Origin of the sequence: Streptomyces sp. NPDC047981, assembly GCF_040653315.1 — a bacterium.
Taxonomy (GTDB): domain Bacteria; phylum Actinomycetota; class Actinomycetes; order Streptomycetales; family Streptomycetaceae; genus Streptomyces.
The window spans coordinates 58,369-74,628 of sequence record NZ_JBEZNQ010000020.1 but is presented as its reverse complement, the minus strand read 5'-3'; the positions used below and the strand labels follow the sequence as shown (position 1 = coordinate 74,628).

Genomic DNA, 16,260 nt, shown 5'->3' with positions numbered 1-16,260 from the left:
GGCTACGGCCAGACCAGGCAGTACGGCTGGTGGCCCGCCTCGTGGAGGCGGTGCGAGAAGTCCTGCCACTCGTGGAGCAGCTGGTAGACGTTGAAGGCGTCGCGCGGGCCGCCGCGGTCGGGGACCGTGGACCAGATGAAGGCCGCCGCGCCCACCGATTCCTCGCCGATGCCGCGCAGCGGGTCGACCACGGTCATGGGCAGCTTCACCACGGCGTAGTCGGGGTGGAGGACGACCAGTTCCAGCGGGGGCACCTTGTGCAGGGGCATGCCCTGGATGCCCGTGAGGACCATCGCGGCTATCGTCTCGGGCTTGATCTTGGTGAACATGCCACCCATGCCGAGTTCGTCGCCGCCCAGCTCCTCAGGGCGCATCGAAATCGGGACGCGGGCCGCCGTGGCACCGTCGGGCGCACCGAAGTACTTGTACGTCACCCCCAACCGGCCACTCCCGCTTCCCGTCGTGGGCTCCGTCGATCCTGTCGATCCCGCCGGTCCGCCCGTGGACCCTGTGGACTGCGTGGGTTCTTCCGTACGCCGTCGCCGGTGCCTCCCCCGCCGGGCAGGCTCAGGACCCAGATCGTCCGTCCCCTCGCCCAGTCCGCCACCGCGATGCATATCTCCACCCGACTGCTTCTTGGGCAACACGGTCCCCGCCGTGCGACCCGATCATCGTGACAGTGACCTCCCCCACGCTCTCGCGGTGAAACACCTGTCCGCAAGAACGTCCGGCCCTCTGACACCATGGATTCCGTGAGCCATCCCTATGTCGCCCCAGTTTCGCAGACGCGGAGGATCTACGCCCGGGCGTAATGCGCGGGGCATTCCACGGGTTGCTCACACCCTCCCTCCGTACTCGCAGCCGTACTCGCAGGTCAGGACCACAGTGCCGTATTCATACGAAGCCCCAGTCTCACAGACGCTTTTCGACCGCGCGTCCCTCGTGACGCCCGGCGGCGTGAACTCACCGGTGCGCGCCTTCCGGGCCGTGGGCGGAACGCCCCGGTTCATGGTGTCCGGTACCGGCCCGTACCTCACCGACGCGGACGGCCGGGAGTATGTCGACCTCGTCTGCTCGTGGGGGCCGATGATTCTCGGACACTCCCACCCCGAGGTGACCGCCGCCGTGCAGGCCGCGGTGGCCCGCGGCACCTCTTTCGGTACGCCGGGAGAGGGTGAGGTCGCTCTCGCCGAGGAGATCGTCTCCCGGATCGAGCCCGTCGAGCAGGTTCGGCTGGTTTCCTCCGGTACGGAGGCCACGATGTCCGCGATCCGGCTCGCCCGGGGCTTCACGGGCCGGGCGAAGGTCGTGAAGTTCGCCGGCTGCTACCACGGTCACGTGGACGCGCTGCTCGCCGCCGCCGGCTCCGGTGTGGCCACCTTCGGCCTGCCCGACACGCCCGGCGTGACCGGCGCGCAGGCCGGCGACACGATCGTCCTGCCGTACAACGACCTGGAGGCCGTGCACGAGGCCTTCCACAAGTACCCGGGCGAGATCGCCTGTGTCATCACCGAGGCCTCGCCGGGCAACATGGGCGTCGTCCCGCCGCAGCCGGGCTTCAACCAGGGCCTGAAGGACGCCTGCGCGAAGAACGGCGCCCTGTACATCTCCGACGAGGTCATGACCGGCTTCCGGACCTCCCGCGCCGGCTGGTACGGCGTCGACGGCGTGAAGCCCGACCTGATGACCTTCGGCAAGGTCATGGGCGGCGGCTTCCCGGCCGCGGCCTTCGGCGGCCGCGCCGACGTGATGGGGCACCTCGCCCCGGCCGGCCCGGTCTACCAGGCGGGCACCCTCTCCGGTAACCCGATCGCCACCGCCGCCGGTCTCGCGCAGCTGCGGCTGCTCGACCAGGCCGCGTACGACAAGGTCGACGCGGTCTCGGCGGAGATCCAGGGTCTCGTCACCGACGCGCTCGCCAAGGAGGGCGTCGCGCACCGGCTGCAGACCGCCTCCAACATGTTCTCCGTGTTCTTCACGGCGGGCGAGGTCCGCACCTACGAGGACGCGAAGAAGCAGGAGGCGTTCCGCTTCAACGCCTTCTTCCACTCGATGCTGGCCGACGGGGTCTACCTGCCGCCGTCCGCCTTCGAGTCCTGGTTCGTCTCCACGGCCCACGACGAGCGGGCGGTCGAGCGGATCGCCGCCGCGCTGCCCGCCGCCGCGCGCGCCGCCGCGGAGGCCACCGCATGAGCGTGAAGAGCGACGACGACATCACCGTCGTCCACCTGATCCGCCACGGTGAGGTGCACAACCCCGACGGCGTCCTCTACGGCCGCCGCGCCGGCTACCACCTCTCCGACCTCGGTCGGCAGATGGCCGACCGGGTCGCCGAGCACCTGGCCGACCGGGACATCACCTATGTCGTGGCCTCGCCGCTGGAGCGGGCGCAGGAGACGGCGCAGCCGGTCGCCAAGGGCCACGGCCTGGACCTGGCCACGGACGGGCGGCTGATCGAGGCCGGGAACGTCTTCGAGGGCAAGACCTTCGGGGTCGGCGACGGCGCGCTGCGCAAGCCGGGCAACTGGAAGCACCTCACCAACCCGTTCAGGCCGTCCTGGGGTGAGCCGTACGTCGAGCAGGTCGTGCGGATGATGGGCGCCCTCGACGCGGCGAAGGACGCGGCGCGCGGGCACGAGGCGGTCTGCGTCAGTCACCAGCTGCCGATCTGGATCGTGCGGAGCTTCGTGGAGAGGCGGCGGCTGTGGCACGACCCGCGGCGCCGTCAGTGCACGCTGGCCTCGCTGACCTCGTTCACGTACCGGGGCGACAGGATCGTCTCGGTCGGCTACAGCGAGCCGGCGCGTGACCTGGTCCCGGCGCACCTGCTGGCCGGCGCGAAGCCGGTGAAGGGGAAGTCGAAGGCCTTCGGAGCGTAGCGCTCCGCGGGGAGACCGGCAGGAACCACCACCGGCCGGTGCGAAGGGTGCGGACCGGCTGTGGCTGGTCGCGCAGTTCCCCGCGCCCCTACGGGGTCGACCCCGTCGGTTTGTTCGAGTCCCGCACAAGTGGGTACATCCTCAGGGCGATCGGATGACAGAAAGTCATCTGGTCGCCCTGAAATTTTTGTGCTAATTCCCGGAACCTTCGTGTTCCTCCCGTCATCTCACTCATTGTCGGTTTGGATGACCAATAGGTCATACGTACACGCGAATGGGGACGTCATGCGCGGGATCACTCGAAGGGGCCTCATCGGGGCGGGTGTTGGTGCGGCGGCCGCTCTCGGGATCGCCGGGTGCAGCGGCAGCGGACCGGACAAGACCGGAACTTCCGGACCTGGCAAGGGTGGGGACGCCTCGGGGTCGCCGAGCGCCCGGCCCACCGGTCCAGAGGTGAAACTCATCGGCGACGGTTCCACCGCCGACACCGGAAAGCAGCCGAACCAGCCCGACGCCCCCGTCCCGCTCGAACCCGGCCAGACCCCGCCCCAGTTCGTGATCTTCTCCTGGGACGGTGCCGGCGAGGTCGGCAACGGGCTCTTCCCGCGCTTCCTGGAACTCGCCAAGAACCACGACGCCGCGATGACCTTCTTCCTCTCCGGGATCTACCTCCTCCCGGAGTCCAAGAAGAACCTCTACCGCCCCCCGAACAACCGCGTCGGCGCCTCCGACATCGGCTACCTCACCGACGACCACATCAAGGACACCCTCAAGAACGTCCGTCAGGCCTGGCTCGACGGGCACGAGATCGGCACGCACTTCAACGGCCACTTCTGCGGCGGATCCGGCTCGGTCGGCAACTGGACCCCGGCCCAGTGGCAGAGCGAGATCGACCAGGCGATGAAGTTCGTCACCGAGTGGAAGACCAACAGCGGCTGGACCGACCTCGACCCGCTGCCCTTCGACTACAGCAAGGAACTCGTCGGCGGCCGCACCCCCTGCCTGCTCGGCCAGGACAAGCTGCTGCCCACCGCCAAGCGCCTCGGCTGGCGCTACGACGCCAGCTCGCCCGGCGGCCGCCAGATGTGGCCGGTCAAGCGCCAGGGCATCTGGGACCTCCCGCTGCAGGCCGTGCCGTTCCCCGGGCACTCCTTCGAGGTCCTCTCGATGGACTACAACATCCTCGCCAACCAGTCGAAGAACACCACCAAGGGCGTGCCCTCGCGCTACCCGGGCTGGCGCAAGCAGGCCACCGAGGCGTACCTCGCCGGGTTCGACCGGGCCTACGAGTCCAACCGGGCGCCCTTCTACATCGGCAACCACTTCGAGCAGTGGAACGGCGGCATCTACATGGACGCCGTCGAGGACGCGCTCAAGGGCATGGCCGGCAAGAAGGACGTGCGGCTCGTCTCCTTCCGGCAGTTCGTCGACTGGCTGGACGTGCAGGACCCCCAGATCCTCGCCAAGCTCCGTACGCTCGAGGTCGGCCAGTCGCCCGCCGGCGGCTGGAACGCCTTCCTCAAGCCCGCGACCTCGTCCTCGACGCCGCCCGCGGCATAAGCGGCGTACGTCCCTTAAGCCCCCTTGACAAGGGGCTTTACGGGCACCCAGGGGGGCGCCCAAGATCCCCCAAACGCCCATGCGAAACTTTTCACATGAGCCTTAGCCGTGCCCCTCGACGCACCCTGCTCGCCGTCGGAGTCCTGTCGGCCGCCCTCGCTCTGTCGGCCTGCGGTTCGGACTCCAACGGCAAGTCGGGAGGCGGCGGCGGAACCAACTTCGTGACCAACACGGGCGGTATCTCCACCGTCGCCAAGGGCGAGCGCACGGCGCCCAACAAGATCGCGGGCGAGACCCTCGAAGGCGAGAAGCTCGACATCGCCGACCTCAAGGGCAAGGTCGTCGTCCTCAACGCCTGGGGATCGTGGTGCGGACCCTGCCGCGCCGAAGCCCCGCACTTCGCCAAGGTCGCGGGCGAGCTCAAGGCCCAGGGCGTGGAATTCGTCGGCCTGAACACCCGCGACTTCAACAAGCAGCAGGCGCTCACCTTCGAAGAGGACTACGAGGTCCCCTACCCGAGCCTGTACGACCCGGCCGGGAAGCTGATCCTCAACGGATTCCCCAAGGGCACGCTCAACCTCCAGGCCATCCCGTCCACCGTCGTCATCGACAAGGACGGCAAGATCGCCGCCCGCGCCCTGATGGCTCTCGACGAGAAGAAGCTCCGCTCGATGATCGAGCCGCTTCTCGCGGAGAAGTGATCCGGTGAACGAGACGGTCTTCAGCGGGGCACTCCTGCTCGCCCTGCCCATCGCCGTCCTCGGCGGCCTGGTCTCCTTCTTCTCCCCGTGCGTCCTGCCGCTCGTCCCCGGCTACCTCAGCTACGTGACCGGCGTCACCGGCACCGACCTGGCCGAGGCCAAGCGCGGCCGGATGGCGGGCGGGGCCGCGCTGTTCGTCCTCGGCTTCACCGCCGTGTTCGTCTCCGGCGGCGCCCTCTTCGGCGGCTTCGGCAACACCCTGCAGGAACACCGCGAGATCATCTCCAAGGTCCTCGGTGCCCTCACCATCCTGCTCGGCCTGTTCTTCATGGGCGCGATGCCCTCGATCACCCGCCGCGAGTTCCGCTTCCACAAGCGGCCCGTGACCGGACTCCTCGGGGCGCCCATGCTGGGCGTGCTGTTCGGCGTCGGCTGGGTGCCCTGCATCGGCCCGACCCTCGCCGCCGTGCTCGCCCTCGCCTCCAACGAGGCCAGCGCCGGACGCGGAGCCGTCCTCACCGTGGCCTACTGCCTGGGCCTCGGCCTGCCGTTCATCCTCACCGCGATCGCCTTCCGCAGGGCCCTTGGGGCCTTCGGCTGGGTGAAGCGGCATTATGTCTGGGTCATGCGCATCGGCGGCATCATGCTGATCGCGACCGGCCTGCTGCTCGTCACCGGAGCCTGGGATCGCATCGTGTCCGAGATGCAGGTCTGGACTGCCGGCTTCACCCCGGGGATCTGACCCAATGACCCACACCAGCCCGAACGAGACCAGCCCCGACGAGACCGAAGCGCGCGAGCCCGGCCTCGACGGGACCAGCTCGAACGAGACCGAAGCGCGCGACGACCTGACCGCGGCGGGCTCCCAGCTCTCCACCGCCCCGCAGGAGGAGACCGCCGTCGCCGGCCCGACCCTCGGGGTCATCGGCTGGATCCGCTGGTTCTGGCGGCAGCTCACCTCCATGCGGGTGGCGCTGATCCTGCTCTTCCTGCTCTCCCTCGGCGCGATCCCCGGCTCGCTCATCCCGCAGACCCCCGCGGACGAGCTGAAGGTGCGGACCTTCCAGGAGGCCCACCCCACGCTCACGCCGATCTACGAGAAGCTCCAGCTCTTCGACGTCTACAGCTCGGTGTGGTTCTCCGCGATCTACATCCTGCTCTTCGTCTCCCTCATCGGCTGCATCGTCCCGCGCAGCTGGCAGTTCATCGGCCAGCTCCGCGGCCGCCCGCCCGGCGCCCCCGGCCGCCTCACCCGACTGCCCGCGTACACGACCTGGCGGACCGAGGCCGAGCCCGAGCAGGTCCGCGAGGCCGCGCTCACCCTCCTCAAGGGCCGCCGGTTCCGCGCGCACACCGTCAAGGACGCCGTCGCCGCGGAGAAGGGCTACCTCCGCGAGGCGGGCAACCTGCTCTTCCACCTCGCCCTGATCGTGATGCTGATCGCCTTCGCCTGGGGCCAGCTCTTCAAGTCCGAGGGCGGCAAGCTGGTCGTCGAGGGCGACGGCTTCGCCAACACCCTCACCCAGTACGACGACTTCAAGTCCGGCTCGCTCTACAGCGCCGACGACCTCGCCCCGTTCAGCTTCCAGCTGGACAGCTTCACCGGCACGTACGAGAAGAGCGGCCCGCAGCGCGGCACCCCGCGCACCTTCGAGGCCGCCGTCACCTACTCCGAGGCGGCCGGCCAGGACAAGAAGGCCGTCATCCGGGTCAACGAGCCGCTGCAGGTCGGCGGCTCCAAGGTCTATCTGATCGCCCACGGGTACGCGCCCGTCGTCACCGTCAAGGACGGCCGGGGCAAGGTCGTCTTCCACGGCGCCGTCCCGCTGCTGCCCTTCGACAACAACATCACCTCCACCGGCGCGATCAAGGTGATGGACGGCTACCGCGACAAGAACGGCAAGAAGGAGCAGCTGGGCTTCAAGGCCTTCTTCGTGCCCACGTTCGCCGGTGCCGGCAAGGGCGACATGTTCTCCCAGTTCCCGGCCCTCGACTTCCCCGTCATGGCGCTCACCGGCTACCACGGTGACCTGCGCGTCAACTCGGGGCTGCCGCAGAACGTGTACCAGCTCGACACCTCCAAGATGAAGCAGTTCTCGGTCGAGGGCGGGACCGGCGTCGCGCAGCGGATGCTGCCCGGCGAGACGATGAAGCTGCCCGACGGCGCCGGCTCGATCACGTTCGAGAAGGACATCAAGGAGTGGGCGAGCTTCCAGATCTCCCAGCAGCCGGGCAACGGTCTCGCCCTCTCCGGCGCGATCGCGGCCATCGCGGGCCTCACCGGCTCGCTCTTCATCCAGCGCCGCCGCGTCTGGGTGCGGGCCGTACGGGGGAAGGACGGCGTGACCGTCGTCGAGATGGCGGGCCTTGGCCGGAGCGAATCCGCCAAGCTCCCGGAGGAGCTGGCCGACCTGGCCGCCGCGCTCCACGCACAGGCGCCGACCGCGCCGGAAGCCGAACGGGCGGACGCCGAACCGGCGGACACCGCTGAACCTGCCGAAGCGGAAGCCGAAGCCGAAGCCGAAGGGGCTGAGAAGTGAATCTCGCCGCCGTGAGTCTCGCCGCCGAGACCAACGAGAGCCTGGCGCAGATGAGCAACACGCTCATCTACTCCTCGATGGCCGTCTACACCCTGGCCTTCCTCGCGCACATCGCCGAGTGGGTGTTCGGCAGCCGCAGCAAGGTCGGCCGTACCGCCGCCGCGCTCACCCCCCAGGCGAACGCGAAGGCGACCGCGGCCGCGCCCGCCGTCCAGGTGAAGACGGCGGGCGGAGGCACCACCGTCCTCGACAAGCCGCAGGTCGTCACCCGCTCCGGCGCGGGCGTCCGCGACGTGCCCGACGGCCCCGGCGCGGCCGGCGGCACGGTCAAGGGCGACCTGTACGGCCGTATCGCCGTCTCGCTCACCGCGCTCGCGTTCCTCGTCGAGGCGGCGGGCGTGGTCTCCCGCGCCCTCGCGGTGCAGCGCGCCCCCTGGGGCAACATGTACGAGTTCTCCACCACGTTCTCCACCGTGGCGGTCGGCGCGTACCTCGGCTTCCTCGTCGCGAAGAAGAACGTCCGCTGGATCGGTCTGCCGCTGGTGACGACCGTCCTGCTCGACCTCGGCCTCGCCACCACCTGGCTCTACACCGACAGCGACCAGCTGGTCCCCGCGCTCGACTCGTACTGGCTGTGGATCCACGTCTCCACCGCGATCTTCTGCGGCGCCGTCTTCTACCTGGGCGCGGTCGCCACCCTGCTGTACCTCTTCCGTGACTCCTACGAGAGCAAGCTCGCGGGCGGCGGCAACCCGGGCTCCTTCGCCCGCTCGGTCCTGGAGCGGCTGCCCTCGGCGGCCTCCCTGGACAAGTTCTCGTACCGGGTCAACGCGGCGGTCTTCCCGCTGTGGACCTTCACGATCATCGCGGGCGCGATCTGGGCCGGCGACGCGTGGGGCCGCTACTGGGGCTGGGACGCCAAGGAGGTCTGGTCCTTCATCACCTGGGTCGGCTACGCGGCGTACCTGCACGCCCGCGCCACGGCCGGCTGGAAGGGCCGCAAGGCCGCGTACATCGCGCTCATCGCCTTCGGTTGCTTCCTCTTCAACTACTACGGCGTGAACATCTTCGTGAGCAGCAAGCACTCGTACGCGGGCGTCTGACCCGCTCTGAGCTGGCACGGCCCGTGCCCCGGCGCGACGCTTGAGGTATGAGCGACGAGATTCCCCGGGGCAGGTGCGAGACCCACGACGGCGACCTGCGTCACCTGCGGTACGTGATCGATCTGCCCCATCCGCTCGCGCGGGTCTGGGCGGCGGTCGCCAGCCCGGAAGGGCTGCCGCAGTGGCTCTGCGCGGCCGATCCGCTGGAGCCGAGGCTCGGCGGAGCGGTCACGCTGCGCTGGCTGAACGGAGACACGGTGGTCTCGGGCACGGTGACGGCCTGGGACCCGGAGTACGTGGCCGAGTACACGGTCGAGCCGACGCACGGCCGGATCAGGTTCCATCTGGAACCCTCCGAAGGCGGCGGCTCGACCGTGCTGCGTTTCACCAACGAGTTCCGGGCGGCACGGGACGAGAAGCTGGACGTCATGGCCGGCTGGCACGACCACTTCGAGCGGCTCGTGCGCGCCCTCGACGGCCACCCGACGGACTGGCGGGACTGGACGGCCGAGCGGTGGCAGCACCTGCGTGACCTGTACGAACGGGACGAGGCCCCCTGGCCCAAGTGGGAGCCGTGACGGACCGGGCAGGAGCGGCCAGGACAGGACAGGCCCGGTCGTGCCGGCCTCTGTGGCCCTTCTGACCCTGCTGGGCTTCTGGCCCTGCTTGCCCCCGCGAGCCCCGCTAGCCCCGTCCCGGCGGCAGGCACTCCTGCTTCGGCGCGGTGCGCTCCGGCCACGCGATCTGGACGAACCGCTGGCTGCCGTCCTCGGCCAGCTCCACGATCGGGACCGCCTTGTTGAACGGGTTGCCGTAGTTGTCCAGGCAGATCCAGCCGCTCGCGCCGTCCACCCGCAGTGAGCCCTTCACCTGGGGCCACTGCGTGACCACGTCCGCGAGCTCCGGGTACTGGGCGCCCCGCGGGGTCGCCTGGCGGATCGCGTGGACGGCCGTCGCCATCGCGTCGTACGCCACGATCGCCTGGCCGTCCGTGAGCGGCACCGGCTTCTTCGACGCGCGGGCGATGTCCGCGAGGAACGTCTCGTACGCGGCCGTCGAACCGCCCGTCGCCGGGACCGGGCGGCCCGTCGTCGGCTTCCAGGCGTCGGGGTGGGCCAGCGCGGCGTAGCGGACGGTCAGCTTCGCCCGCAGCGCGGACCGGTTGAGCCTGGTGTCCGCGCCCAGGTACGAGCCCTCGTCGCCGGTCAGGATCGTGAACGGCCGCTCGGCGCAGCCCCGCGCGCCGAGCGCGTTGATGAACTGGCGCAGCTGGGTGTGGCGGCCCGCGAAGAACACCGTCTCCGCCTGCGTGTCGCAGATGAGGTGCGTGATCTGGCGGAAGGTGTTCGCGGTCGTGCCCTCCTCGGTGGGGTCCGGCGGGGAGGTGAAGAGCTGCGGCTCGTACGGCGCGCCCTTGAGGGAGGCGGAGAACGCCGCCTTGAGGGTGTCCGTGTAGTGGTCGCCGGTCCGGGTGTCCTGGACGAGCAGCGCCTTGGCCCCCTCGACCTTCCCGAAGTGGGCGAGCGCCTTCGCCTCGTCGCCGTTGGTGGGGGAGACCCTGGCGAGGCCGGGGTAGCGGTTCTTCCCGGCGCCGGGGCCGTTGGCGATGTCGTCGGCGGTGATGGTGGTGCCGACGACGGCGATGCCCGCGCCGGTCAGGGCCGCCACCGCTTGCCGTATCTCGGTGGAGGAGGTGGCGACGCCGGAGACCGCGCGCAGCCGGTCCTCGCCGCCCGTCATCCCCTTCAGCTGCTCGACCGTCGTCCGCCAATGGGCGTTGCCCTTGCCGGTGTTGGCGAGGACCAGGCGGATCTTCGGGGTCTCGCTGTTCGACTCGTGATTGGCCCGGTACTGGCGGGCGTACGCGCCCACGACCTCGTACAGCATCTTCTCCCGCATGCCGCTGTCGGTGGAGGTCAGCGGCAGCAGCAGGGCGACCGTCGCGTACTCGCCCGGCTTCAGGGAGCCGTTCTCGGCCCGGATCAGCCCGGTGACCTCGGTCAGCGCCGGGACCCCGAAGTCGTAGCCGTCGCCGTTGACGCCGACGCACTCGGCGCTGCCCGCCGGCCGTGCCACGCCCGCGGCGCAGGAACGGTCCTCCGGGGTCGTCGCGCGGTCCACGGCGAACCAGGTCACGGCGGCGAGGACGGCCACGGCGACGGCGCTGGTGAGGATCTTCTGCCGGGCGGTGTACCAGAAGCGGGCGCGCAGGGGGCTGACCATGGCCTCAGACTCCGTTCTCCGCCCCGGGCGGGAGCGAGAGCGCCCGCCAGGCGCGGATGTCCCTCGGCCAGTGGGTGGCCGCGTCCCAGAGCGGACTGTTCCCCGTCCGGTGGCGGCCGGAGAGCTGGCGCAGCTCGTGCGCCAGCTTGTCGGTCACCGCCTCGTCGGGCAGCGCGAGCGGATCGGTGAGCAGCCAGACGGCGTGCAGCAACCGCCGCAGAGAGAGGTGGAGTTCGACGGTGTCGTCGTCGAGGGTGGCGGGCAGCGGATCCCCGGGGGTCTGGCCGAGCGCGATGGCGCGGCGCGGGTCGTGGTGTGGATCGTGCCGCGGGTCGTGGCGTGGATCGTGCCGCCCGGGGTGGTGTCTCTCGCGCGGGTACGGCGCCGAGGCGATGAAGCGGAGCCGGTCGAGCCAGCCGAGGACGTCCGGCTCGGGGAACGTGAGGCGCAGGTGGGTCACCGCGTCGTCGGTGCGGCCGAGCGCCAGCTCCTGGTGCAGCCGGTACGGGACGGGCCCGGGGGCGTAGTGCCGGTGCAGGGTCTCGTGGACGGCCCGCCAGGTCGCGTACTCCTCGCCGTCCTCGAACCGCAGCCGGTGCAGGAGCAGGGCGCGCAGCAGCGGGTCGGCGACGAAGCGCTCGCGGCCCTCGGGCCAGTCCTCGGCGCGCAACTGGTCCCGTACGCGCAGGGCCATGTCGCCGTCGAGGGACTCGCCGCGCAGCCGGGTCCTGGCGAGCAGCCGGGCCGAGTCCTCGTCGTGGGCGGCGGCGAGAACGGAGTGGGGGCCGAGGCGCAGACCCGGCAGGAGTTGTGCGAGGAGGGTGGGCGCGACGGGTACGGGGGCGCTGTCCTCGCGCAGTTCGACCGTGAGGTCGAGGAGCGCGCCGGGGGTGAGCGTGGGTTTCCGGTCGGCCGGTGCCTCGCCGGCCGCGCGGCCGAGGAGGACCACGCCGAGCGGCCGGCCGCCGGTCAGCCGGTGGACGGCGCGGGCCAGTTCGGCGGGGGTGCGGCCGGCCGGGTCGAAGCGGTCGAAGGCGCTGCGGGTCTGGGCGGGCGACAGCGGGGACAGTTCGACGGCGAGGATGCTGGAGGTGACGTCCGGGCCGCGTGGGCAGGGCGCGCGGTGCGCGGTCTCCGGCAGCCGCAGCCGGGTCGCGTGCCGGAGGGAGTCGTGGTCGCGGACGCGGGAGGTGGCGATGACGACGACCCGGTCGCGGCGGCCGTCGGCGCGGGCCCGCAGGATCGGTTCGACCAGGCGCCGGCCGAGCGGCTCGTGGGCGTTGTCGAGGAGGACGACGGGTCTTCCCCGGCGGGCGCCCCGGTTGGCGAGGCCGGTGAACGCGCGGGTCAGGTCCTCGACGAGGGCGCCGACGAGGAAGTCCTCGGCCTCGCGGCGGCGGCCGCCGCCCTGCGCGAAGTCCATGGCGAGCTGCTGGAGCCCGGCCTTCCCCCGGCCACCGGCGTTGCGGTAACTCCCGTACCACCCCTCGGCCTTCTGCTGGAAGCGCCCGAACACCTCCTCCAGGACCGTCTCGACGGTGGCCTCGGCGAGCAGGCCGGCCATGGGGGCGGTGGCCTCGGCGAACTTGGCGGCGAACTTGGTGAGGACCTTGGTGACCCAGTTCGCGGCGGCGCCCTTGGTCGCGTCGACGGTCGACAGGACCGGTCCGAGCCGCTGCAGGTCGCGCCGGGCCCGGTCGTCGTCCTCCTGGGACCAGCCGATGGAGGCGACGGCGACGAGCCCGAGCGAGAGCCGGGGGAACTGCACCGGCTTGGCGGCGAGCACGCGCGGCGACAATTGCACGGCGAGCTCGGCGAGAGCGCCGGTGAGCGGGTTCCAGCCGGGTCCGTGGTCGGCCGGAGCTTCGATGTGCGCGCAGTCCAGCAGGGCGAGCGGAGTGGCGGCCTTGTAGGCGTTGCGGAGCTGCTTCAGGAGGGCGGTCTTGCCCATGCCGCGGCCGCCGGTGAAGACGGTGACGGGCGGGTCGTCGTCGTGCTCGTACGGGGTGCGGGCGTAGCGGTACGGCGTCATGCCGATCAGTCGTGAGGCGAGCCCGGCCTCCTGGAAGACCGCCTCCCGCCCGTACAGCTCCCTGTCCACGTGCCGCCACCCCCGTCACGCCACCAGTCACCCTCAACTCAAGGATATGTAGGAGGTGTTGGAATGACGGCTGTCCGTTCGACTCTGTTGTGGGTCTGTTGTGCGCCTGTTGCGTGGAAGGGGTCACTCCGTGGCGATCGCGTCGAGTTGGCCCCTGAGGTAGGCGTGGGACTCGATGCCGTGGATGGTGGTGCCGGGATCGCACTCGTAGAAGTAGACGAGCGAGATCAGCTCCTCGGCGGGCGCGTCGGCGGGCGGCGGCAGCACCCGGTGGCGGCCGGAGCGCCAGCGGGTCCCGGTCCAACCCGCCATCAGGTCACCGATGTTGATGGTGAAGGCGTCGGGGTCGTACGGCGCGTCCTGCCAGCCGCCCTTGTCGGTGTGCACCTGGAGCCCGCCCTTTCCGGCCTGCCGGTCCAGGATCGTGACCGTGCCGAAGTCGGTGTGCGGACCGATCCGGAACTGCCCCGGCTCGGGCTCCCCGGTCCGCTCGCGCCCCGGGTACCAGTCGATGTTGAAGCCGAAGGTCGGGTGCCCGGTGTGCCGGGTGAAGAAGTCCCGCTCCTCGCCGAGGGCCTCGCCGAGGAGGTCGAGGACGTGGTCGGAGAGAGCCTGCATCTGGGTGAGGTAGGACTGGACGAGCGGCTTCAGCTCGGGCACCTCGGCGGGCCAGGTGTTCGGCAGGAACCACTCGGCGTCCACGGCGGGGTCGCCGGTCGGCTCGTCGGCCGCGAAGGAGAGCGACTCCTTGAGGTCGGGCGGGGTCGCGGTCCCCTCCGCGTACCCGTTCGCCTCGGCGCCGGGCCCGAGCCACCCGCGCCCGCCGACGCGCACGGCGTACGGCTCCTTGACGGCGGCCGGGAGGTGGAAGAACCGCCGGGCGACGTCGCGGATCTCGGCCCGCAGTCCCGGGTCGACCCCATGCCCGCCGACGAGCAGGAACCCGGCCTCGCGCAGGGCACGGTCGACGGCGGGGAGCTGGGGGGCGGGGTCGCGGGAGAGGTCGATGGTGGGGAGGGCGGCGGTGGGGGGTTGGTCGGTGGTGGGTCGCTCGGGGGGCCGTTCACTCATGACCGATGTCCTCGTTCCAGAGAGCGGGGTGGTGGGCGATGAACTCCCGCATGAGCGCGATGCATTCGGGGTCGTGGAGGTGGATGATCTCCACCCCGTGCTCGGCGAGCCAGTCGTGGCCGCCGTGGAAGGTCTCCGCCTCCCCGACCACGACCCGCGAGATCCCGAACTGCCGGACGAGCCCGGAGCAGTACCAGCAGGGCGAGAGGGTCGTCACCATCGTGGTCCCCCGGTACGACCGCTGCCGCCCGGCGGCCCGGAAGGCGGCGGTCTCCGCGTGCAGCGACGGGTCCCCGTCCTGCACCCGCCGGTTCCGCCCCCGCCCGAGCAGCGTCCCGTCGGCACCGTAGAGGGCGGCGCCGATGGGGATCCCCCCTTCGGCCCGTCCGGCCCGGGCTTCGGCGAGGGCGGTCCCGAGCCACTGGTATGCCTGTTCCTGGTCCACGGGGGAACCCTTCCCCGGGCGGCCTCTCGCCTCACGCGCGGATCGGGTGAGGGCTTCCTTGCCTGCCGTGGCCCGGGTCCTTCGCGAGCCTCTGGCGCCGGCCGCCCTCGTTCTGAGTGTGGCGACCTCCGGCGGTGCGTCAAGGGCGCTCCCTGCGGTCGCGTCGCTTCGCGATGGCCTACGGCCACCCTTGACCCACCACCTCCGGTCGCCGGTTTCTACTCGGGGGGCGGCCGGGGGGCGTGGCCACCGGGGAGGGCGGGGAGCGCCTGGGGTGGCGGGGCCGGGCTGCGGGCCGGTGGGTGGGGGGCCGGGTATCGCTCCGGTCGGAGGTGCGGATTGCGGCCGGTGGGTGGGGGCTCGGTTCGTGGCCGAGGTGGGGGAGTCCCTGCGGGTTGGGTGGGGTGCGCGGCAGTGGGATGGGGCGGTGACGACACCGGTTCAGCGTCCGACGCCGAGTGGGCCGCCGGGCTTCATGCCCCGCCGGTCGCTCTGGTGGGGCAGGAGGGGAGCGTGCGGGCGGTCGCCGTGCCCTAAGTGCAGCGAACTCCGCGTAGACCCATGCGAGTAATGGCTGGTACCGGGTAAACCGGGCACTCGGAGGCGAGTTCGGGGGCAAACGTGCAGACAGACGGCGATTCGGGAGGTGGGCCCGGCCTCCTGTGGCCGTGCGGCCGGGTGCGAAACTCCGGCCGTGTCCGAGGAACTGTCGCGCTGGTATCGAGGCCGGTTGGTCGTGGGGCCGTTCAGGCCGTACGAAGCCGGCGAGGTTGAAGCCCTCGAACGGGAGATCGGCCTGCCGCTGCCGTCTTCGTACCGCTCCTTCCTGGAAGCGGCGGGTGGGGAGATTCTCCCGTACTCGGTGCGGTTGTCGGCCTGTGAACCGGAGCCGTTCCAGAGCTTCGACGATCTCTACCGGCTTGGCCGTGACGCCGAGGGTGAATACGGCTGGGGCACCCTGCTGGGCGAGTACCGCCGAAGCCGCGAGGGGTGGCTTGCTCGTGGGGTCTCGACGACCGGCCTTCTCCCGATCGCCCGCAACGGCGGCAACGACACGCTGTTCCTGGACCTGAACCCGCTCACCCACGGTCGGCTTCATGCCTCCGTCCACGGCATCCCTCACCCCGGGTACCTCTCGGAGGGGGTCTTCACGAGCGTCGCAGACGACTTCGACGCGTACCTCGACAGCCTGGTGGTCGAGCCGGACCTCGCGGAGGACACCTGGGCAGATGCCGTCGACAGCGACCCCACCGACCCATGGCGGCGGACCGTCGAGGAGTGGCTGGGCAAGGAATTGCCGGGCTGGCGTGCCGAGCCGTGGGCAGCGGCCTGAGCTTCCGGATCGCTGTCTGTCTGCACGTTGGCCCCCGAAGTCGGCATCGGGTGCCCGGCTGGCCCGGTAGTAGCCACTACTCGCATGGGCCTGCGCGGAGTTCGCTGCACTTAGGGCACGGCGACCTCTCGCACACTCCCCTCCTGCCCCACCAGAGCGACCGGCGGGGCATGAAGCCCAACTGCCCACTTGGCGTCGGACGCTGAGCCGGTGCCGCCACCGCCCCACGCCACTGCCGCGCACCACACCCAAGCCGCACCGACTCCCCCACCCCGGCCGCGAACCGAGCCCCCACCCACCGGGG

14 protein-coding genes are annotated in these 16,260 nt (G+C 71.0%); 9 read left to right on the top strand and 5 right to left on the bottom strand.

Annotated features, from left to right (window positions below; genetic code table 11):
• Positions 1-2: 2 nt before the first annotated feature.
• The gene (locus AB0E14_RS14825) at positions 3-617 is read right to left on the bottom strand and encodes a hypothetical protein (RefSeq protein ID WP_362416483.1); all 615 of its coding nucleotides are present in this window, start codon (positions 615-617) and stop codon (positions 3-5) included.
• Positions 618-885: 268 nt separating this feature from the next.
• Here AB0E14_RS14825 and hemL point away from each other — a divergent pair, with 268 nt between their 5' ends.
• The 8 genes from hemL to AB0E14_RS14785 all read left to right on the top strand — a co-directional run bounded on the left by hemL (position 886) and on the right by AB0E14_RS14785 (position 9,361).
• Positions 886-2,193, top strand: coding sequence for a glutamate-1-semialdehyde 2,1-aminomutase (gene hemL / locus AB0E14_RS14820; protein ID WP_362416480.1), 1,308 nt, complete (start codon positions 886-888; stop codon positions 2,191-2,193).
• On the top strand, positions 2,190-2,879 hold the full coding sequence (locus tag AB0E14_RS14815; RefSeq protein ID WP_362416477.1) for a histidine phosphatase family protein: 690 nt from the start codon (positions 2,190-2,192) through the stop codon (positions 2,877-2,879). The genes hemL and AB0E14_RS14815 overlap by 4 nt, the downstream gene beginning before the upstream one ends.
• Before the next feature lie 285 nt (positions 2,880-3,164).
• On the top strand, positions 3,165-4,439 hold the full coding sequence (locus AB0E14_RS14810; RefSeq protein ID WP_362416474.1) for a hypothetical protein: 1,275 nt from the start codon (positions 3,165-3,167) through the stop codon (positions 4,437-4,439).
• Positions 4,440-4,534: 95 nt separating this feature from the next.
• Positions 4,535-5,140 (top strand): TlpA disulfide reductase family protein, encoded by a 606-nt coding sequence (locus AB0E14_RS14805; protein WP_362416471.1) that lies wholly within the window; start codon positions 4,535-4,537, stop codon positions 5,138-5,140.
• Positions 5,141-5,144: 4 nt separating this feature from the next.
• Complete coding sequence (locus AB0E14_RS14800) at positions 5,145-5,882, top strand: cytochrome c biogenesis protein CcdA (protein ID WP_362416468.1); 738 nt, start codon at positions 5,145-5,147, stop codon at positions 5,880-5,882.
• A gap of 4 nt (positions 5,883-5,886) precedes the next feature.
• Entirely contained in the window at positions 5,887-7,680 is a 1,794-nt protein-coding gene (locus tag AB0E14_RS14795; RefSeq protein WP_362416465.1) for a cytochrome c biogenesis protein ResB, read from the top strand.
• A gap of 11 nt (positions 7,681-7,691) precedes the next feature.
• Positions 7,692-8,783 (top strand): c-type cytochrome biogenesis protein CcsB, encoded by a 1,092-nt coding sequence (gene ccsB / locus AB0E14_RS14790; protein WP_362416597.1) that lies wholly within the window; start codon positions 7,692-7,694, stop codon positions 8,781-8,783.
• 47 nt (positions 8,784-8,830) lie between these two features.
• Positions 8,831-9,361, top strand: coding sequence for an SRPBCC domain-containing protein (locus AB0E14_RS14785; RefSeq protein ID WP_362416462.1), 531 nt, complete (start codon positions 8,831-8,833; stop codon positions 9,359-9,361).
• A gap of 106 nt (positions 9,362-9,467) precedes the next feature.
• Here the strand turns inward: AB0E14_RS14785 and AB0E14_RS14780 are convergent, their stop codons facing one another.
• The 4 genes from AB0E14_RS14780 to AB0E14_RS14765 all read right to left on the bottom strand — a co-directional run bounded on the left by AB0E14_RS14780 (position 9,468) and on the right by AB0E14_RS14765 (position 14,623).
• Complete coding sequence (locus tag AB0E14_RS14780; RefSeq protein WP_362416459.1) at positions 9,468-11,006, bottom strand: hypothetical protein; 1,539 nt, start codon at positions 11,004-11,006, stop codon at positions 9,468-9,470.
• A gap of 4 nt (positions 11,007-11,010) precedes the next feature.
• The gene (locus AB0E14_RS14775) at positions 11,011-13,107 is read right to left on the bottom strand and encodes a hypothetical protein (protein WP_362416456.1); all 2,097 of its coding nucleotides are present in this window, start codon (positions 13,105-13,107) and stop codon (positions 11,011-11,013) included.
• A gap of 123 nt (positions 13,108-13,230) precedes the next feature.
• A complete protein-coding gene (locus AB0E14_RS14770) occupies positions 13,231-14,178 on the bottom strand; it encodes a 2-oxoglutarate and iron-dependent oxygenase domain-containing protein (RefSeq protein ID WP_362416453.1) in 948 nt (315 codons plus the stop codon).
• Positions 14,171-14,623 (bottom strand): nucleoside deaminase, encoded by a 453-nt coding sequence (locus tag AB0E14_RS14765; protein ID WP_362416450.1) that lies wholly within the window; start codon positions 14,621-14,623, stop codon positions 14,171-14,173. Before AB0E14_RS14765 ends, AB0E14_RS14770 begins: the two co-directional genes overlap by 8 nt.
• A 694-nt stretch (positions 14,624-15,317) precedes the next feature.
• On the opposite strand from AB0E14_RS14765, the gene AB0E14_RS14760 reads away from it, so the two are divergent.
• Positions 15,318-15,956, top strand: a complete 639-nt coding sequence (locus tag AB0E14_RS14760) for an SMI1/KNR4 family protein (protein WP_362416447.1) — start codon at positions 15,318-15,320, stop codon at positions 15,954-15,956.
• Positions 15,957-16,260: the final 304 nt, after the last annotated feature.